Origin of the sequence: Rhodanobacter thiooxydans LCS2 (assembly GCF_000264375.1) — a bacterium.
Taxonomy (GTDB): domain Bacteria; phylum Pseudomonadota; class Gammaproteobacteria; order Xanthomonadales; family Rhodanobacteraceae; genus Rhodanobacter; species Rhodanobacter thiooxydans.
This window is the reverse complement of record NZ_AJXW01000022.1, coordinates 48,959-63,856: the sequence shown is the minus strand read 5'-3', so window position 1 is coordinate 63,856 and position 14,898 is coordinate 48,959. Positions and strand designations below refer to the sequence as shown.

The window sequence follows — 14,898 nt, the reverse complement described above, 5'->3', positions numbered from 1 at the left end:
CGTGCTGAGACGGCCACCCGCACCATGCAGACCAAACAAGTCCTCACGATCCTTTCGGCGCTCGCTCAGGAGTCGCGGTTGGCGGTTTATCGGCTGTTGATCGAGCACGCCCCGGACGGCTTGGCCGCCAGTGCGATCGCCGAAAAGTTGGGCTTGCCCAACGCCACACTCTCCTTTCATCTGAAAGAGCTGTCGCACGCCGGTCTTGTGACCAGCCAGCAGAGTGGACGTTTCATCTACTACGCCCCCGTGATCGAGGCGATGAACGATCTGATTGGCTATCTCACGGATCATTGCTGCAGCCAGACCGACGGTAGCTGCGGAGTCGGTAAGAGTTCGTGCAAACCACTAGTCGCTGCCAACCCACCGAGTCGTAAACGTCGAACGTCGTCGCTCTAACAATCGGGACTCGGTAATTGCTTCGATTGCAGTCGGCTGAGCAACATCAACCTTTGGGTGACGTCAGTTAGCGACTGGCCCTCCTGCGGCACACCGGTTCCAGCTACAGAATCGGTGGACGCCGTGGCTGAGATGATGTGCTGGCGAATTCTTCAAGGACGAGTATCATCGTCAGATGATAACGACTCGTATTCGCGCCGCCTTTCGCGGCCTTTCCATGGCGATTTTGCTCTTGTTCGGCATGACGGCCTTTCCGGTCTGGGCTCAAGATGTCATCGCATCGGTGCCGCAAACCTGGCAGATGCTCGACTATCTGGCGACCGATTACGCGGGTGCGGTGAAGGATGGCGCGGTGATCAGCGCATCCGAGTATGCCGAGATGCGGGAATTCACATCGACGGCTCGATCGCGCATCGGCGCGTTGCCACCGACCGCGACCACGCCCGCACTCATGAAGCAGGCCGATACATTGGTGGCCTCGGTCGATGCCAAGGCGGCGCCCGCCCAAGTGGCGACGCAAGCGCACGCGCTGGCCGATGCGTTGCTGCAAGCGTATCCGGTGCCGACCGCTCCGGAACACGCCCCCGATCTGGCGCGTGGGGCGACGCTCTATCAGAACCAGTGCGCCGCCTGTCATGGAGCGACCGGCCATGGCGATGGTCCGGCCGGCCTGCAGCTGTCGCCCCACCCGGTGAACTTCACCGACCAGACGCGGGCGGATCAGCGCAGCGCGTTGTCGTTGTACGAGGTGATCAGCCAAGGTGTGGAAGGCACGCCGATGGCGAGCTACGCGCAGCAGCTGTCGTCCGACGACCGCTGGGCGCTGGCGTACTACGTGGGTTCGCTGGCGTACACCAAGGAAGCGGCCACCGGCGCCGATACCTGGCAACACGACACCGCCGCCCGTGCACAGATCGCCGACTTGAAGGAATTGTCGCGTGCGCGTGTCGCGCAGCTGACGCCCACCCTCGGTGCGGAGCGTGCCCGGACGATCGTGGGCTATTTGCGGGCCCACCCTGACGTCATCCAGCAGCAGGCGTTAGCGGGTATTCCTCTGGCGCGCGCGCGACTGGCGGCGAGCCTGACGGCTTACCGAGCCGGTGCCAAGGCGCAAGCCACCCAACTGGCACTGTCCGCCTACCTCGATGGCGTGGAGCCGGTCGAACCGCAACTCAATGCGCGTGACGGCGCGCTGCGCGCCAAGCTTGAAACGGCGATGGGTGCCTATCGCACCGCGCTGACGAGCAGCACCTCGGTGGAATCGGTGTCGAAACAGGCCGATGAGGTCGATGGCCTGTTGGCGCGCGCACAAGAAGTCACCAACGATGCCGCAGGCGATGCGGCTGCCACTTTCCTGGGTGCTTTTACGATCCTGGTGCGTGAAGGTCTGGAAGCTCTGCTGGTCGTGGTCGCGCTGCTTGCTTTCCTGCGCAAAGCCGCGCGACCCGAAGCATTGCGCTACGTGCATGCCGGTTGGAGCCTCGCGTTGGTCGCGGGAGGAATTACCTGGGCGATCGCCAGCTATGCGATTTCCATCAGTGGTGCCGGTCGTGAATTGACCGAGGGGCTGTCGTCGCTGTTTGCGGCGTTCGTGCTGCTTGGGGTCGGTCTGTGGATGCATCAGAAAAGTATCGGCGGTCGCTGGCAGGCGTATCTGAAGGAAAAGATGGCGGCCGCGCTCAACCGGCGTTCCGCATGGTTCCTGTTCGGGCTGGCCTTCATCTCGGTGTACCGCGAGGTGTTCGAGAGCATCTTGTTCTATGCCGCCCTGTGGAACGATGGTCAGGAAGTGTGGCTGCTCGCCGGCATCGCCGCCGGTGCGGCAGTGCTGGGGTTGATCGCCTGGGTGCTGCTGCGCACCAGTCGTCGGCTGCCGATTGGCACGTTCTTCTCGGCCAGTTCGGCGCTGATCGCCGTGCTCGCCATCGTGCTGACCGGCAAGGGCGTCGCCGCCCTGCAGGAAGCCGGCTGGGTGGCAGTGAGCGTCGCGCCGGTGCCGCATATCGAACTGCTGGGCATTTATCCGACTTGGCAATCCTTGCTGGCGCAGTTGGCGATTTTGGTACTGCTGGCCGTTGGATTCGTGTTCAATATCCGTCGTGGCCGTCGACCGATGCCGTCACCCTCTGCGACCCGGGAAGTTCTGACCGATGCGGACTGAAGGCGATGCGATATGAGTGACTGCGGCTGCCACGCCGAAGCGTCTAACGAGGCGGAGCGCCGGATTCTGCGCCTCGCCCTGGGACTCAATGCCACGATGTTCGTGGTCGGTATCGTCGCTGGGCTGATCGCCCAGTCGATGGGTTTAATCGCCGATTCGCTGGACATGCTGGCCGACGCCTGTGCCTACGGCATCGGCCTGGCGGCGTGGGCACGCAGTGCCCGCTTCAAGGCCTCCGCCGCGCAACTGAGTGGAGCGCTGCTGCTGATCCTGGGGCTGGGTGTCTTACTCGGCGTGGTATGGCGCGTGGTGAACGGAAGTCATCCGGAAGGCGGATGGATGATGGCCATCGCCTTTGTCGCGCTGATCGTCAACGCCACAGTACTGCGATTGCTGGGCCGTTTCCGTCAGGGTGAGGTTCACCTTCGCGCGACATGGCTGTTCACCCGGGTCGATGTCATCGCGAATGGAGCGGTGATCCTGTCGGGTGTCCTGGTGTTCTGGCTGCACAGCCCTGTGCCCGATCTGGTGATCGGTGCGGCCATCGCGATGTATGTGCTCAAGGAGGCTTTTGGCATTCTTCGCGAGGCGCGGGAGGCACGCGTCGCCGCAACGGCGATCGCCAAGCCATGACGTCGTCTCTCATCGCGTGGATCGGCACGGTCGTGTACGGCTGGGATCTTCACTTGTTCCAAGCCATCCACCCGACGGTAACGCCGTCACCGGTCATGCTGCACTTGGCTCGCGTATTCGCCGATGGGCCGTTGGTGCTGACCGCCGGCGTCCTTGGGCTGATGCTGGTGTGGCCCCGAGGGTCGATGCGTGCCACCGCGTTGAAAGCGCTGGTGGCCGCTGCCGTGGCCTTGATCGGCAATGCGCTCATCGGCGTGGAGTGGGACAGAGCTCGCCCGTTCGTGGCCGGCGTGGGCCATGCGTGGATCACCCACGCTGCCACCGGCAGTTTCCCCAGCGACCACTTGACCGCGCAATGGGTGGTCGCGGGCGTGCTCTGGCTCGATCCACGCACGCGTCGTTGGGGCATGCTGGTCGCACTGCTAGGTCTGCCGATGGCGTGGGCACGTATCTATCTGGGCGTGCATTACCCAGGGGACATGATGGGCGCGCTGGCTATCGCTGCGTTCGCCACCCTAAGCATCTGGATAGCGGCAACCACCAGATCGCGGAGCAGAGTCAACGTCCAAACAGCCTAACGAACAAGATTCAGCTACGGCTATCCGCAGCAGGATTTTTGTTGTTGAATCGGTGGACACGGCACACTGCCGTAGGAGCAGAACACGCAGCAATCACCGGCTTTCGGCCGGAGCAGTTCACCGCAACCCGCACAGTCATAGAAAAACTGACAGGCGTTGGTCGGCATCGTTTCGCTGGCCTGATGGCCGCAATGCGGACAGGTCAGCGTGCTCTGCAGGATGAGCTCGGTCGTCATGTGTTTCGCCGGAGAAATGAGGGTGAAGTGTCGGCAGAGTCTTCGCTGTGCCCGTATCTACGTGTCGATTCAGCGGGCATCCACGGTATCGCTGACCGTGCGGCAGGATGCGCTGGGTGCCGGCGCCAGCAGATCGCGGATCGACACGGCCACCATCAGCAGCAGACCCGGATAGAGCAGCCACCCGGTGCGATGACCACTGGCCCGCATCACAAATACCGCCACCAGCACCAGCAACGGGCCGAGCATGCCGAGCGCGGCACGCGGCCACTGCCGGTGACTGAGCCAGCCCAGCGCGTTGGCGAACAGCGCGATGGCCGCAAACGCCGGCAGCAGGATGCGAATGAACAGGCCTTCATACGGGCTCAGCACCCCCAACCCGATCGCCGCACCGAGGCTGGCCAAGGCGGGAAAGCAATTCACGCAGGCCGCTGCCGAGACGACACTGCCGATCAGTCCGGCCTTGTCGGCCAGCCGAGTGAGCAGGGGCATAGGGTTCTCCTTTCGCGTTGAATGCCGGTGGTCTAAGGTATTCCTGTAGTCAAGTACGGAGTCAAGCCCATGTCCTCCACGCAGGATACGTTTTCCATCGGCGCCTTCGCCAAGGCAGCCGGGGTCAATGTCGAGACGATCCGCTTCTACCAGCGCAAGCGCCTGTTGACGGAACCCGCCCGTCCGCCGGGCGGCATTCGTCGCTACGGAAACGCGGAGGTAGCGCGGGTGAAGTTCGTGAAATCCGCGAAGCGGTTGGGGTTCAGCCTCGATGAGGTCGCGCAGTTGCTGCGGCTGGAGGACGGCACCCATTGCACGGAAGCGGCCGATCTGGCCGCGCTGCGGCTGGCCGATGTACGCAGCCGACTGGCCGACCTCACACGTATGGAGACGGCCCTCTCTGCGCTCGTCGAACAATGCGGTGCGCGTCAGCGCAGCGTGTCCTGCCCGCTGATCGCCTCGTTGCACGCCTGCTGAAATGGCGGCAGGCAGGACGGACAGGCATGACGCCGGTGAAGCGCATCGGCTGGATGTTGTAGCCACGTCCTAGCCACTCCGCTATGGGCCGTCGCGGAGCATGCTTTGGCGGCCTTGTCGTCGCGTCCGTTCAGTGCGCGCGCCGCGCGTGATCTGTCCGCTGCGCCGCGCCCTGGATCAGCTCGGCACGCACGCAATGCGCGTCCATGATCGACGTTACCGTGGCATGCCCCGCCACCGCGAACTGTTGGCGGGGCTGCCCTTTGTTGGGAACCACGAAGGATGTCCGCATGACCTCCAATCGCGCACCAACCGCTGGCAGCGGCGTGACTCGATAACAGACATCCAAACGCGGGCCATCCACATGGCCAACCCAGCCATCAGTGTAAGCATCGGTCGCGTACGCGACGCGGCCGATGGTGAGGCCCGCGAGCAGCAGCGGGAGGCTGAGACAAGCAGCAAACGATTTCATGGTCGTTCTCCAAAAATGACAACCGCAACAAACACCGCCACGCGCACGCATAACGTGCGTGGCGGAACTGCTTTCACGACCGCCGGCTGGCCCTCGACAGTTGGGGCCAGCCGGCGACGTGGTCTGTCATCGTGCCGGACGGATCGCCGTCACCGTGCTGCCCGCGCTGGCCTGGTGGAAGGTGAATTGCACCTTATCGCCCACCTTCAGGTGCGTCAGCAGGCCCGGCGAAGCCACCTTGAACGGCATCGTCATGGCCGGCCAGCCGATGGCGGCAATCGCCTCATGCTGCAGCGTGATGGTGCCCTTGGCGGTGTCGACCGCCTTGACCACGCCCACACCCTGCACATCGGCGGGTATGGCTTCGTGCATCCCAGCCATGCCCGGCATGTTGGGGTCCATCTGCTGAGGGTTGGCAAACACTGGAGCAGTGATCAGCGCGGCGGTGATCGCGAGGGTGATGCATGGCTTTTTCATGGGTCAGTTTCCTTGCGGGTTGGGGTGAAGTGCGGTGATTGTCTTGCTGACTTTACGCAGCCGATAACGAACCAGCAGGCGGTACGCTGCGGGTATAACGAGCATGGATAGCAAGGGTGCAGTGACCATGCCGCCGATCATCGGGGCGGCGATGCGCTGCATCACTTCCGAACCTGCGCCATGGCCGAGCAGGATCGGAAACAGGCCGGCGAGGATCACCGCGACGGTCATCGCCTTCGGGCGCACGCGCTGAACGGCACCTTCGCGGATTGCTTCGTCCAGCGCTTCCGGGCCGGCGTGGGGATCGAGCGCAAGCTGGTGCTCCCAGGCATGGTGCAGATACAACAGCATCACCACGCCAAACTCGGCAGCGACGCCAGCCAGCGCGATGAAGCCGATGATCGTGGCCACCGACACCGCATGGCCAAGCAGCCAGATCAGCCACAGGCCGCCGACCAGTGCCAGCGGCACGCTGGCCATGATCAGCGCGGCTTCGCTCACGCGTCGGAAAACGGCATAGATCAGCAGAAAAATGATCACCAGCGCAATCGGCACCACCACCTTGAGTCTTTCCATGGCACTGGCCAGGTATTCGAACTGACCGGACCAGGCCACGGTCGTACCCGGCGGCAATTTGACCTGCTGCGCCACCGCGCGTTGCAGGTTGGCCACCACCGTGCCCAAATCGCTGCCGGCCGTATCGACGTAGACATACGTGGCCAACTGGCCGCCCTCACTTTTCAGCATGGACGGTCCTGCAACCACGGCGATGTCAGCCACCTGACTCAGCGTGATCTGGGCACCGTTGGCGGCGACGATCGGCAACTGTCGCAGCGCTCCGATGGAATCGCGCTCGGCACGCGGGTAGCGCACCACGATGGGATAACGTTCGCGTCCTTCGACGGTCTGACCGATCGGATCACCGCCGACCACGGTCGCGATCAGTTGCTGCACGCGCTCCTGGGTCAACCCGTAGCGCGCGGCGGCGTCACGGCGGATGGCTACATCGACGTAGCGGCCACTGGTCGGACGCTCGGCAATCGCCGAACTGACACCGGGCACGGTCTTCGCCACCGTTTCGATCCGATCGGCCACGGTCTGCAGCGTGGCCAGATCGGTGCCCAGCACCTTGATGCCGATCGGGCTCTTGATGCCGGTGGAGAGCATGTCGATGCGATTGCGGATCGGCGGCACGAACAGGTTCGTCAGCCCCGGCACGTGTACCGCCTTGTCCAGTTCCGCCTTGATCTTGTCCATCGTCATGCCGGAGCGCCACTGATCCTTCGGCTTGAACGTGATCGTGGTCTCAAACATTTCCAGTGGCGCCGGATCGGTGGCCGTTTCGGCGCGCCCCGCCTTGCCGAACACATGATCAACCTCGGGCACGGTCTTGATCATGCGATCGGTGAGCTGCAGCAACTGCGAGGCCTTGCCGGCGGATAATCCCGGCAGTGCCGTGGGCATGTACAACAACGTGCCTTCATCCATCGCGGGCATGAACTCGCTGCCGAGTTTGCTTATGGGAATAGCCGCGGTGAGCAGCAGCACACCGGCCAGCACCAGGGTGGCTTTCGGATAGCGCAGCACGGCTTCGAGGAGCGGCCGATAGCCATGGATCAAACCCCGGTTGAGCGGATTGTCGCGCTCGGCACGGATGCGCCCGCGGATCAGATAACCCATCAGCACCGGCACCAGCGTCACCGCCAGCCCGGCCGCTGCCGCCATCGCGTAGGTCTTGGTGAAGGCCAGCGGCTTGAACAACTTGCCTTCCTGTCCCTGCAGCGCAAATACGGGCACGAACGACAGCGCGATGATCAACAGGCTCACAAACAACGCGGGCCCCACCTCGGCGGCGGCATCGGCAACCAGCGACCACCGCTGCGCACCTTGCGGTTCACGTCCGTCGTTCGCGTTACGCCAATGTTCCAGATGCTTGTGCGTGTTCTCGATCATCACGATCGCTGCATCCACCATCGCGCCGATCGCGATCGCGATACCGCCGAGCGACATCAGGTTCGCCGTGACGCCTTGCAGATGCAGGGCAATGAAAGCAACCAGTACGCCCAGCGGTAGCGTGATCACGGCCACCAGCGCCGAGCGCAGGTGCCATAGAAACAACACGCAGACCAGCGTCACGACCAGAAATTCTTCGAACAACTTGCTCCACAGATTGCTCACTGCGGCGTCGATCAGTCGCGAGCGGTCATAGGTGGGCACGATCTCGACGCCGGCCGGCAGGCTGCGCTGCAGTTCCGCCAGCCGTGCCTTCACCGCGGCGATGGTGGCCTTCGCGTTCTTGCCGGTGCGCATCACGATGATGCCGCCAACCACTTCCCCTTGCCCGTCCAGTTCGGCGAGGCCACGACGAAACGTCGGACCCCGCCGCACCGTCGCCACGTCGTGCAGCAGCACCGGCACACCGCCGGCGTTGGTGGTGATGGGTACGTTTTCGAAGTCCGCGCGACTCTTCAGATAGCCTTCGCTACGCACCATCAGCTCCGCTTCGCCCTGTTCGATCACCGAGCCACCGTTGGCACCGTTCGCGCTGCGCACCGCGTCGACCAACTGCGCCACGGTGACGCCGCGGGCGGCCAGCGCCTGCGGATCGGGCACGATCTGCCACGCGCGCTCCATACCGCCCAAAGTCGCCACTTCGGCGACATTCGGCACGGTCTTGAGCTGATAGCGCAGGAACCAGTCCTGCAGCGCGCGCAGCTGGCCGAGGTCGTGCTGACCGGTGCGATCAACCAGCGCGTATTCGTAGATCCAGCCGAGTCCCGTGGCATCGGGGCCGAGGGCGGGCGTCACGCCCGTCGGCAGGCGATCCCGTGCCTGGCTCAGGTACTCCAGGACACGCGAGCGCGCCCAATACAGGTCGGTGCTGTCATCGAACAACACATCGACGTAGGAGTCGCCGAAGAACGAAAAGGCGCGCACCGTCGTCGCGCCAGGCACCGAGAGCATGGTGGTGGCCAGCGGATAGGTGACCTGATCCTCGACCACCTGTGGCGATTGGCCCGGGTAGCTGGTGCGGATGATCACCTGGGTGTCGGACAGATCGGGCAGCGCGTCGACCGGCGTGCGCGTCACCGAGAACATGCCCATCAGGGCCAAGGCCAGTGCAGCCAACAGCACGAACACCCGATGGGCGATCGCCGCACGGATCAGGGCGGCGATCATGGTTTGTCTCCCATCGGCATGCCTGGCATTGGCGCACTTGTCGCAGGTGCCGGAGTCACCGAGGCGTCATTCAGGCGTTCCAGCGCACCGGACAAGCTCGCCTCCGAATCGATCAGGAACTGGCCGGAGACGACCACTTTCTCGCCACCGCTCAGGCCATCGAGAATTTCCGTATAGCCGCCGGCCGCGCGTCCCGTACGCACCGATACGGCACGGAAGTGGCCATCCCCCTCGGCAAGGATGACGCGTGTGTGGGTACCCGTGGCGATCAGCGCGTCGTCCGGTACCACCGGCACCGCCGCGTCGGGAGTCGGGTTAAGTTGCACGGTGGCGAACATGCCCGGGCTCAAGGCACCGTCGGCATTGGCGAGCACGATGCGGGCACGTTGGGTGCGCGTCATCGCATCCACATCCGGCAGCAAGGTTTCCACGGCGCCGTGGAACGATCGACCCGGCAGCGCATCGACCGTGACAACCACCGGCGTGCCGCTGCGCACCCTGCCAGCTGCCGCCTGCGGCAGGGCGGCCTCGATCCACACGGTGGACAGGCCATTCACGGTCATCAGGGTCTGGCCCGCGTTGACGCGCTGGCCTTCGCGTACATCCAGTGTCGTGACGACGCCCGCTTGTGGGGCGTGCAGCGTGATCGCCGCACCCGAACCACGGCGAGCTGCCCGGATGTCAGCAGGGGTCAGGCCCAGCACCTGCAGCCGTTGCCGTGCGGCGGCACGCAGGTCTTTCGCGTCGGCCGATTGCGCTTGTTGAAGCGCGCCATATTCGGCCAGCGCGCTGCTCCATTGCGGAGCCAGCAGTTCGGCCATCGGTTCACCGGCTTTGACCACGGTGTAAGGCGCGCGCACGTCAAGCTTGCTCACCACCGCATCGGTGCGCGCACTGATGGTGATGGCTTGCCGCAGATCCCAGGTGATGGTGCCCGGCACCCGGATGGCTGATGCCAGCACGCGACGCTCGACCGGGGCCGTGCGCACACCCAGATTCTGCACCGTCGCCGGGTCGATCCGGACGACATCCTTGGCCGCGCCTTCGTCGGCATACTTGGGCACCATCTGCATGCCCATCGGCGACAGGCCCGGCTTGTCGAAATGCTGCTGCGGCACCATCGTGTCGTACCAGTACAGGACTTTTTTGCCACTGCCATCGGCGGTAGGCATAGCCGATCTTGTCTGAGCGGACGACGTTTGCAGATGCCGACGACCGCTGAAATACCCAGCCAAAACCAAAAGGGCCGCCAGCAAAAGACCGGCCAGGATTATCAGTGCACGCTTCATGGCATCGTCTCCGAGGTCGGCAACAAATAAGCCAGCGAGGCCCATAACCGGGCGCGGGCGGCAAGCGCATCGGCGTAACTCAGACGCAGTTCAATCTCGTCGCGACGGGCGTCCAGCCACGGCTGCAGCATGCCGCCACCGCGGTATCCGGCCAGCGCCGTGGTGGCGCGATCCCGATCCAACGGCAGCAAGGTGTCCTGATAGCGCTGGATTTGCTGATTCCATCCCTGCCACGTCGCTACGGCGCGTGTGACTGCCTCGCGCTGGGCGCGCCGCGCGTCCTCGTGATCGGCCTGCACCGCGTCCCACTGTGCCTGCCGGGCGCTGATGCCACGATCCTGCCGATTGCGCGTGAACAGCGGCAGGCTGACGCCCACCTCCAGCATCACCATGTCCGACAGGCCCGGGGCGCGCCGACCATAGCTGGCAGTCACGCTCCAGTCCGGGTGCTTGGCCGCACGCGCCTGCTCGAGCGCCGCCTGCGCAACTTGCTCGCGTGCCTGCCACGCCTGCATCGGCGCCTGTTGGTCGATGCGCTGCTCCAAGTGATCTGCCGTGACCGGCAGTTGACCAAAATCCGGCGCTTCGGCCAGATCGAAAACGCTCGGCCCAAGCCAGCGCTGCAGGCCGGCTTGGGCGGCGACGAGATCCGCGTCAATCGCTTCCAGACGGTTATCGAGTGTGGCGGCTTCGGCACCGGCGGCCAGCGCGTCGGTCGCGTTGCCTTCACCGCCACGCAATCGCGCCTGCGTGACCTGGACAGCCAGCGCGCTCTCGCTGCGCAACGCGGCCAACAGCGTACGTTTCTGCTGGATCGCCCACACGTCGATCCACGCATCGGCGATGCGCTCTTGCACTGTCTGCACCGTGGCCGCCCGGTCGGCTTCCGCCGCATCGATCTGTGCGGCGGCCAAACCGCGCTCGGCGTCGCGCGCCGCTCGCGATGGAATCGTCTGCATCACGCCGACGGTGCGCGCCGTCATCCCGTCCGAACGCAGGCTGAAAGCGCCCGGATTGGTGACGGGGAAATTGGAAAGCCCGAACGTCAGGGTGGGATCCGGCAACTGCCCGGCACGCGCGGATTCCTCGCGGGCTGCCGCCGTATCGGCGGCACGCGCATCGAGTTGCGGTGCCCGTGCCACGCCTTGCTGGACAGCCGCTTCCAGCGTCAGCGGCGGTTCGGCGGCATGCGCCGCCGTGGCCAAGGCTCCCAACAGAAGCGCGGCCAGAACCGACACCATCAGGCGCCGGGCAAAGTGAAAGGACAACATGGGTGAACACTCCGTCGATCTGCGGTTTGCGGCGCGCCACGCAGACGCGACGCCACGTACGTCAATGCCTCGACGTGTCAGATCAGATCAGGAGTGAGCAGAACAACAATATGGGCGGAGGTGGTGGCGCGCGCAAATGCCCGACCCGTTGGAGCGCGCGATTCGATGGCAGCGCAACAACGGCGGGCGTCATCAGCATCGGTGGCATTGCCGGCAACACGCTCAACGGCACCGCCGCCGTATGCGCTTCAACCTGCGTCGCGTGATCGGGCGCGCAATGCTTCTGGCACAGTGGGCTGGCGGGGGCATCCTGATTCTGCGCACAGCCGCCGTCCATACCCGACATGGAAGTCATCAGCGCAGCCGCCGGTGTCGCTTCGGGGACCGTCGGACAAACGTAGGCAGCCAGTACCGTCTGCTGCCAAAGCATCAGCAGCGTCACCAGCCAGATAAGGCGGCGACGTGTGGTGCGATGCATGCGGAAAGGACGAGCCATAGCAGTAAGTTATCTCAAAATGTCAAGGATTGCATTGACTTGAATCAATCACGGGTTGTCAGCCGAGTCTCCTCCGCTGTTCTCGCCGGTCAACCCGGAAGCCCTCCTGGAGAGCATCGCAATGGGGAGCCAAACATAGACGACCACATCCGAGATCGCGGGCCAGCGCCTGCCGTTGCTGGGTGAACAGTCGCAGGCTGACGCTGACCTCCAACATGACCATGTTCGACAGCCCGAGCGCTTAAGGTGGCCGCCACACCCGATACCACGCTGCGCCGGGCGTGAGGAAGGAAACACATGAAGGCGTACTCCCACGTTTGCCGGTGAAGGCAACGAGTTGGGTTCGCTTTGCTCCACTCGCTGGCATTGATCATCTTAGCCATGCCGCTTTCGGCCCAGCCGCAATGCGTTGGCAACCACCGACACGGAGCTCAAGCTCATCGCCAAAGCGGCGATCATCGGGCTGAGCAACAGGCCAGTCAGTGGATACAAAACGCCGGCTGCGATCGGTACGCCCAGTGCGTTGTAGAGAAACGCAAAGCCCAGGTTCTGCTTCATGTTGGCGACGGTATCGTTGGAGATCGACCGTGCCCGCACGATGCCGCGCAAATCGCCTTTAACAAGTGTCACCTGCGCGCTCGACATCGCCACGTCGGTGCCGGTGCCCATCGCGATGCCAACATCAGCGCCAGCAAGCGCTGGTGCGTCGTTAATCCCGTCTCCAGCCATCGCGACGCGGTGTCCCTTGGCTTGCAGCTGTCGCACAAGGTCGATCTTGTCCTTCGGGCGGACCTCGCCATGGACTTCGTCGATGCCCAAGGTGCGTGCGACCGCATGGGCCGTGGTGACGCCGTCGCCGGTGGCCATCACGATGTTCAGGCCCGCATCGTGCAGCGATGCGATGGCGTCGGCGGTGCTGGCCTTGATCGGGTCGGCGACCGCGAGCAGGCCAGCCAGGGCGCCATCAACTGCCAGATACATCACGCTGGCGCCGGCTCGGCGCAGTTCCTCGGCCGGGGTGGACAGAACGGAGGCATCGACCCCGACCTCGTGCATCAGCGCGGTATTGCCAATCGCCAGGAGGGAACCTCCCACCTGGCCGCGTACCCCGATGCCGGTGGACGACTCGAAACTCTCTGGCGTTTCCAGCGTCAGCTCACGACGGCGGGCTTCCGCGACGATCGCGTCGGCCAGTGGGTGCTCGCTGCCCTGATCGAGGCTGGCCGCCAGGCGCAGCACTTCCTGCTCGGTGAATCCTTCGGCCGCGAGTGCGGTGTGGAACGCCGGACGTCCCTCGGTCAGGGTTCCGGTCTTGTCCACGATCAGGGTGTCGATCTTGCGGAGGTTCTCGATGGCCTCAGCATCGCGGAACAACACGCCTTCCCCGGCGGCGCGGCCTGTCGCCACCATGATCGACATCGGCGTGGCCAATCCCAGCGCGCAAGGGCAGGCAATGATCAAGACCGAGATCGCGTTGAGCACTGCGAACGTCCACGACGGGTCCGGGCCGAACAGTCCCCACACGAAGAAGGTCGCGACGGCGATCGCCAGGACCGCCAGCACAAACCAGTAGGCGACCTTGTCGGCCATGCGCTGCATCGGTGCGCGCGAGCGCTGCGCCTGCGCGACCAGTTGCACGATCTGCGACAGCACTGTCGCCGAACCAACTTTTTCCGCCCGGATCACCAGGCTGCCGGTGCCGTTGAGAGTGGCGCCGATCACGCTGGAGCCGACGATCTTCTCAACCGGGACGGGTTCACCGGTCAGCATTGACTCGTCGACATGAGAGCGCCCTTCGATCACTTCGCCGTCCACCGGCACCTTTTCACCAGGGCGTACCCGCAGGCGATCACCGACGTGGACGTGGCCTAGTTCGACATCCTCCTCGCCGCCATCGTCGCGCAGGCGGCGTGCGGTCTTTGGCGCGAGCCCCAGCAGGGCCTTCAAGGCGGTCGAGGTCTTCGAGCGGGCACGCAGTTCGAGTAGCTGGCCAAGCAGGGTCAGCGAGACGATCACTGCGGCGGCTTCGAAATAGACGCCCACGCGGCCATGTTCGTGAAACGACTCCGGGAACAGATCCGGTGCGATGGTGGCAACGATGCTGTAGCCGAACGCCGCGCCAACGCCGATGCCGATCAGGGTCCACATGTTGGGACTGAGGTTGCGGACCGACTGCACGCAGCGAACGAAGAACGGCCAGCCTGCCCACAACACGACCGGGATGGTCAGTACCAGTTCGATCCAGGTCCGGGTATCTACCGGCAACCGGGGAAAGTAGTGGCCAAACATCGCCAGTACGAGCACCACCACCGTCGCCGGCAAGGTCCACCAGAAGCGGCGGCTGAAATCACGCAGTTCGGGATTGTCCTCGTCGTCCAGCCCCGGCATTTCCGGCTCCAGCGCCATGCCGCAGATGGGGCAGATGCCGGGGCCGTCCTGGCGCACTTGCGGATGCATCGGACAGGTGTACATCGTTCCTGTCGGTGCGGGGACATCATCAGATTGCCGGGTCAAGTACCTGGCCGGATCCGCCACGAAGCGTTCCAGACAACCTGCCGAACAGAAATGATGGGTTACCCCCTCATGCTCGGCGTGATGCGCGGTCCGGACCGGATCGACCTGCATGCCACATACCGGATCGACAACGGTGCTTCCTTCGCCGGTGTGGGTGTGATCGCCGTGATTGTTGGAGCCCGTGTGGTGATGGTGGGTGTTCATGCATCCTCCCGAGACAGCA

Annotated in this window: 14 protein-coding genes; 5 read left to right on the top strand and 9 right to left on the bottom strand. The window is 64.4% G+C overall.

Annotation, left to right across the window (positions count from 1 at the left end; all coding sequences use genetic code 11):
* Window positions 1-24 precede the first annotated feature (24 nt).
* From UUA_RS05470 to UUA_RS05455, 4 genes are all read left to right on the top strand, one after another.
* The gene (locus tag UUA_RS05470; protein WP_039953615.1) at window positions 25-399 is read left to right on the top strand and encodes an ArsR/SmtB family transcription factor; all 375 of its coding nucleotides are present in this window, start codon (window positions 25-27) and stop codon (window positions 397-399) included.
* A gap of 217 nt (window positions 400-616) precedes the next feature.
* A complete protein-coding gene (locus tag UUA_RS05465; protein WP_238532993.1) occupies window positions 617-2,560 on the top strand; it encodes an FTR1 family protein in 1,944 nt (647 codons plus the stop codon).
* Window positions 2,561-2,572: 12 nt separating this feature from the next.
* The gene (locus tag UUA_RS05460; protein WP_008434937.1) at window positions 2,573-3,193 is read left to right on the top strand and encodes a cation diffusion facilitator family transporter; all 621 of its coding nucleotides are present in this window, start codon (window positions 2,573-2,575) and stop codon (window positions 3,191-3,193) included.
* On the top strand, window positions 3,190-3,771 hold the full coding sequence (locus UUA_RS05455; protein ID WP_008434936.1) for a phosphatase PAP2 family protein: 582 nt from the start codon (window positions 3,190-3,192) through the stop codon (window positions 3,769-3,771). The genes UUA_RS05460 and UUA_RS05455 overlap by 4 nt, the downstream gene beginning before the upstream one ends.
* 20 nt (window positions 3,772-3,791) lie before the next feature.
* Here the strand turns inward: UUA_RS05455 and UUA_RS18765 are convergent, their stop codons facing one another.
* Complete coding sequence (locus tag UUA_RS18765) at window positions 3,792-4,007, bottom strand: GDCCVxC domain-containing (seleno)protein (protein WP_081491505.1); 216 nt, start codon at window positions 4,005-4,007, stop codon at window positions 3,792-3,794.
* A 69-nt stretch (window positions 4,008-4,076) separates the two neighbouring features.
* Window positions 4,077-4,499, bottom strand: coding sequence for an organomercurial transporter MerC (merC, locus tag UUA_RS05450; protein ID WP_008434935.1), 423 nt, complete (start codon window positions 4,497-4,499; stop codon window positions 4,077-4,079).
* 69 nt (window positions 4,500-4,568) lie between these two features.
* On the opposite strand from merC, the gene merR reads away from it, so the two are divergent.
* Window positions 4,569-4,976 carry a mercury resistance transcriptional regulator MerR gene (gene merR / locus UUA_RS05445; RefSeq protein WP_008434933.1) on the top strand — a complete coding sequence of 136 codons (408 nt, stop codon included), beginning with the start codon at window positions 4,569-4,571 and terminating at the stop codon, window positions 4,974-4,976.
* Between the two features lie 130 nt (window positions 4,977-5,106).
* Here the strand turns inward: merR and UUA_RS05440 are convergent, their stop codons facing one another.
* The 7 genes from UUA_RS05440 to UUA_RS05410 all read right to left on the bottom strand — a co-directional run bounded on the left by UUA_RS05440 (window position 5,107) and on the right by UUA_RS05410 (window position 14,879).
* Window positions 5,107-5,448, bottom strand: a complete 342-nt coding sequence (locus tag UUA_RS05440; protein WP_008434931.1) for a hypothetical protein — start codon at window positions 5,446-5,448, stop codon at window positions 5,107-5,109.
* Window positions 5,449-5,574: 126 nt separating this feature from the next.
* A complete protein-coding gene (locus UUA_RS05435) occupies window positions 5,575-5,925 on the bottom strand; it encodes a copper-binding protein (RefSeq protein ID WP_008434929.1) in 351 nt (116 codons plus the stop codon).
* Between the two features lie 3 nt (window positions 5,926-5,928).
* Window positions 5,929-9,105: an efflux RND transporter permease subunit gene (locus UUA_RS05430; protein ID WP_008434928.1), complete on the bottom strand. Its 3,177-nt coding sequence runs from the start codon at window positions 9,103-9,105 to the stop codon at window positions 5,929-5,931.
* The gene (locus tag UUA_RS05425; protein WP_039953605.1) at window positions 9,102-10,394 is read right to left on the bottom strand and encodes an efflux RND transporter periplasmic adaptor subunit; all 1,293 of its coding nucleotides are present in this window, start codon (window positions 10,392-10,394) and stop codon (window positions 9,102-9,104) included. The genes UUA_RS05430 and UUA_RS05425 overlap by 4 nt, the downstream gene beginning before the upstream one ends.
* The gene (locus tag UUA_RS05420; protein ID WP_008434924.1) at window positions 10,391-11,665 is read right to left on the bottom strand and encodes a TolC family protein; all 1,275 of its coding nucleotides are present in this window, start codon (window positions 11,663-11,665) and stop codon (window positions 10,391-10,393) included. Before UUA_RS05420 ends, UUA_RS05425 begins: the two co-directional genes overlap by 4 nt.
* Window positions 11,666-11,747: 82 nt before the next feature.
* Window positions 11,748-12,143 carry a hypothetical protein gene (locus UUA_RS05415; RefSeq protein WP_238532992.1) on the bottom strand — a complete coding sequence of 132 codons (396 nt, stop codon included), beginning with the start codon at window positions 12,141-12,143 and terminating at the stop codon, window positions 11,748-11,750.
* A 393-nt stretch (window positions 12,144-12,536) separates the two neighbouring features.
* On the bottom strand, window positions 12,537-14,879 hold the full coding sequence (locus UUA_RS05410; RefSeq protein WP_081491504.1) for a heavy metal translocating P-type ATPase: 2,343 nt from the start codon (window positions 14,877-14,879) through the stop codon (window positions 12,537-12,539).
* Between the last annotated feature and the right edge of the window lie 19 nt (window positions 14,880-14,898).

What these genes read in the sequence shown, in the direction of transcription:
- UUA_RS05425 (WP_039953605.1), bottom strand. Translation starts at nt 10,394, where the DNA reads ATGAAGCGTGCACTGATAATCCTGGCCGGTCTTTTGCTGGCGGCCCTT.
- UUA_RS05440 (WP_008434931.1), bottom strand. Translation starts at nt 5,448, where the DNA reads ATGAAATCGTTTGCTGCTTGTCTCAGCCTCCCGCTGCTGCTCGCGGGC.
- UUA_RS05455 (WP_008434936.1), top strand. Translation starts at nt 3,190, where the DNA reads ATGACGTCGTCTCTCATCGCGTGGATCGGCACGGTCGTGTACGGCTGG.
- UUA_RS18765 (WP_081491505.1), bottom strand. Translation starts at nt 4,007, where the DNA reads ATGACGACCGAGCTCATCCTGCAGAGCACGCTGACCTGTCCGCATTGC.
- merR (WP_008434933.1), top strand. Translation starts at nt 4,569, where the DNA reads ATGTCCTCCACGCAGGATACGTTTTCCATCGGCGCCTTCGCCAAGGCA.
- UUA_RS05465 (WP_238532993.1), top strand. Translation starts at nt 617, where the DNA reads ATGGCGATTTTGCTCTTGTTCGGCATGACGGCCTTTCCGGTCTGGGCT.
- UUA_RS05460 (WP_008434937.1), top strand. Translation starts at nt 2,573, where the DNA reads ATGAGTGACTGCGGCTGCCACGCCGAAGCGTCTAACGAGGCGGAGCGC.
- UUA_RS05470 (WP_039953615.1), top strand. Translation starts at nt 25, where the DNA reads ATGCAGACCAAACAAGTCCTCACGATCCTTTCGGCGCTCGCTCAGGAG.
- UUA_RS05415 (WP_238532992.1), bottom strand. Translation starts at nt 12,143, where the DNA reads ATGCATCGCACCACACGTCGCCGCCTTATCTGGCTGGTGACGCTGCTG.
- merC (WP_008434935.1), bottom strand. Translation starts at nt 4,499, where the DNA reads ATGCCCCTGCTCACTCGGCTGGCCGACAAGGCCGGACTGATCGGCAGT.
- UUA_RS05410 (WP_081491504.1), bottom strand. Translation starts at nt 14,879, where the DNA reads ATGAACACCCACCATCACCACACGGGCTCCAACAATCACGGCGATCAC.
- UUA_RS05420 (WP_008434924.1), bottom strand. Translation starts at nt 11,665, where the DNA reads ATGTTGTCCTTTCACTTTGCCCGGCGCCTGATGGTGTCGGTTCTGGCC.
- UUA_RS05430 (WP_008434928.1), bottom strand. Translation starts at nt 9,105, where the DNA reads ATGATCGCCGCCCTGATCCGTGCGGCGATCGCCCATCGGGTGTTCGTG.
- UUA_RS05435 (WP_008434929.1), bottom strand. Translation starts at nt 5,925, where the DNA reads ATGAAAAAGCCATGCATCACCCTCGCGATCACCGCCGCGCTGATCACT.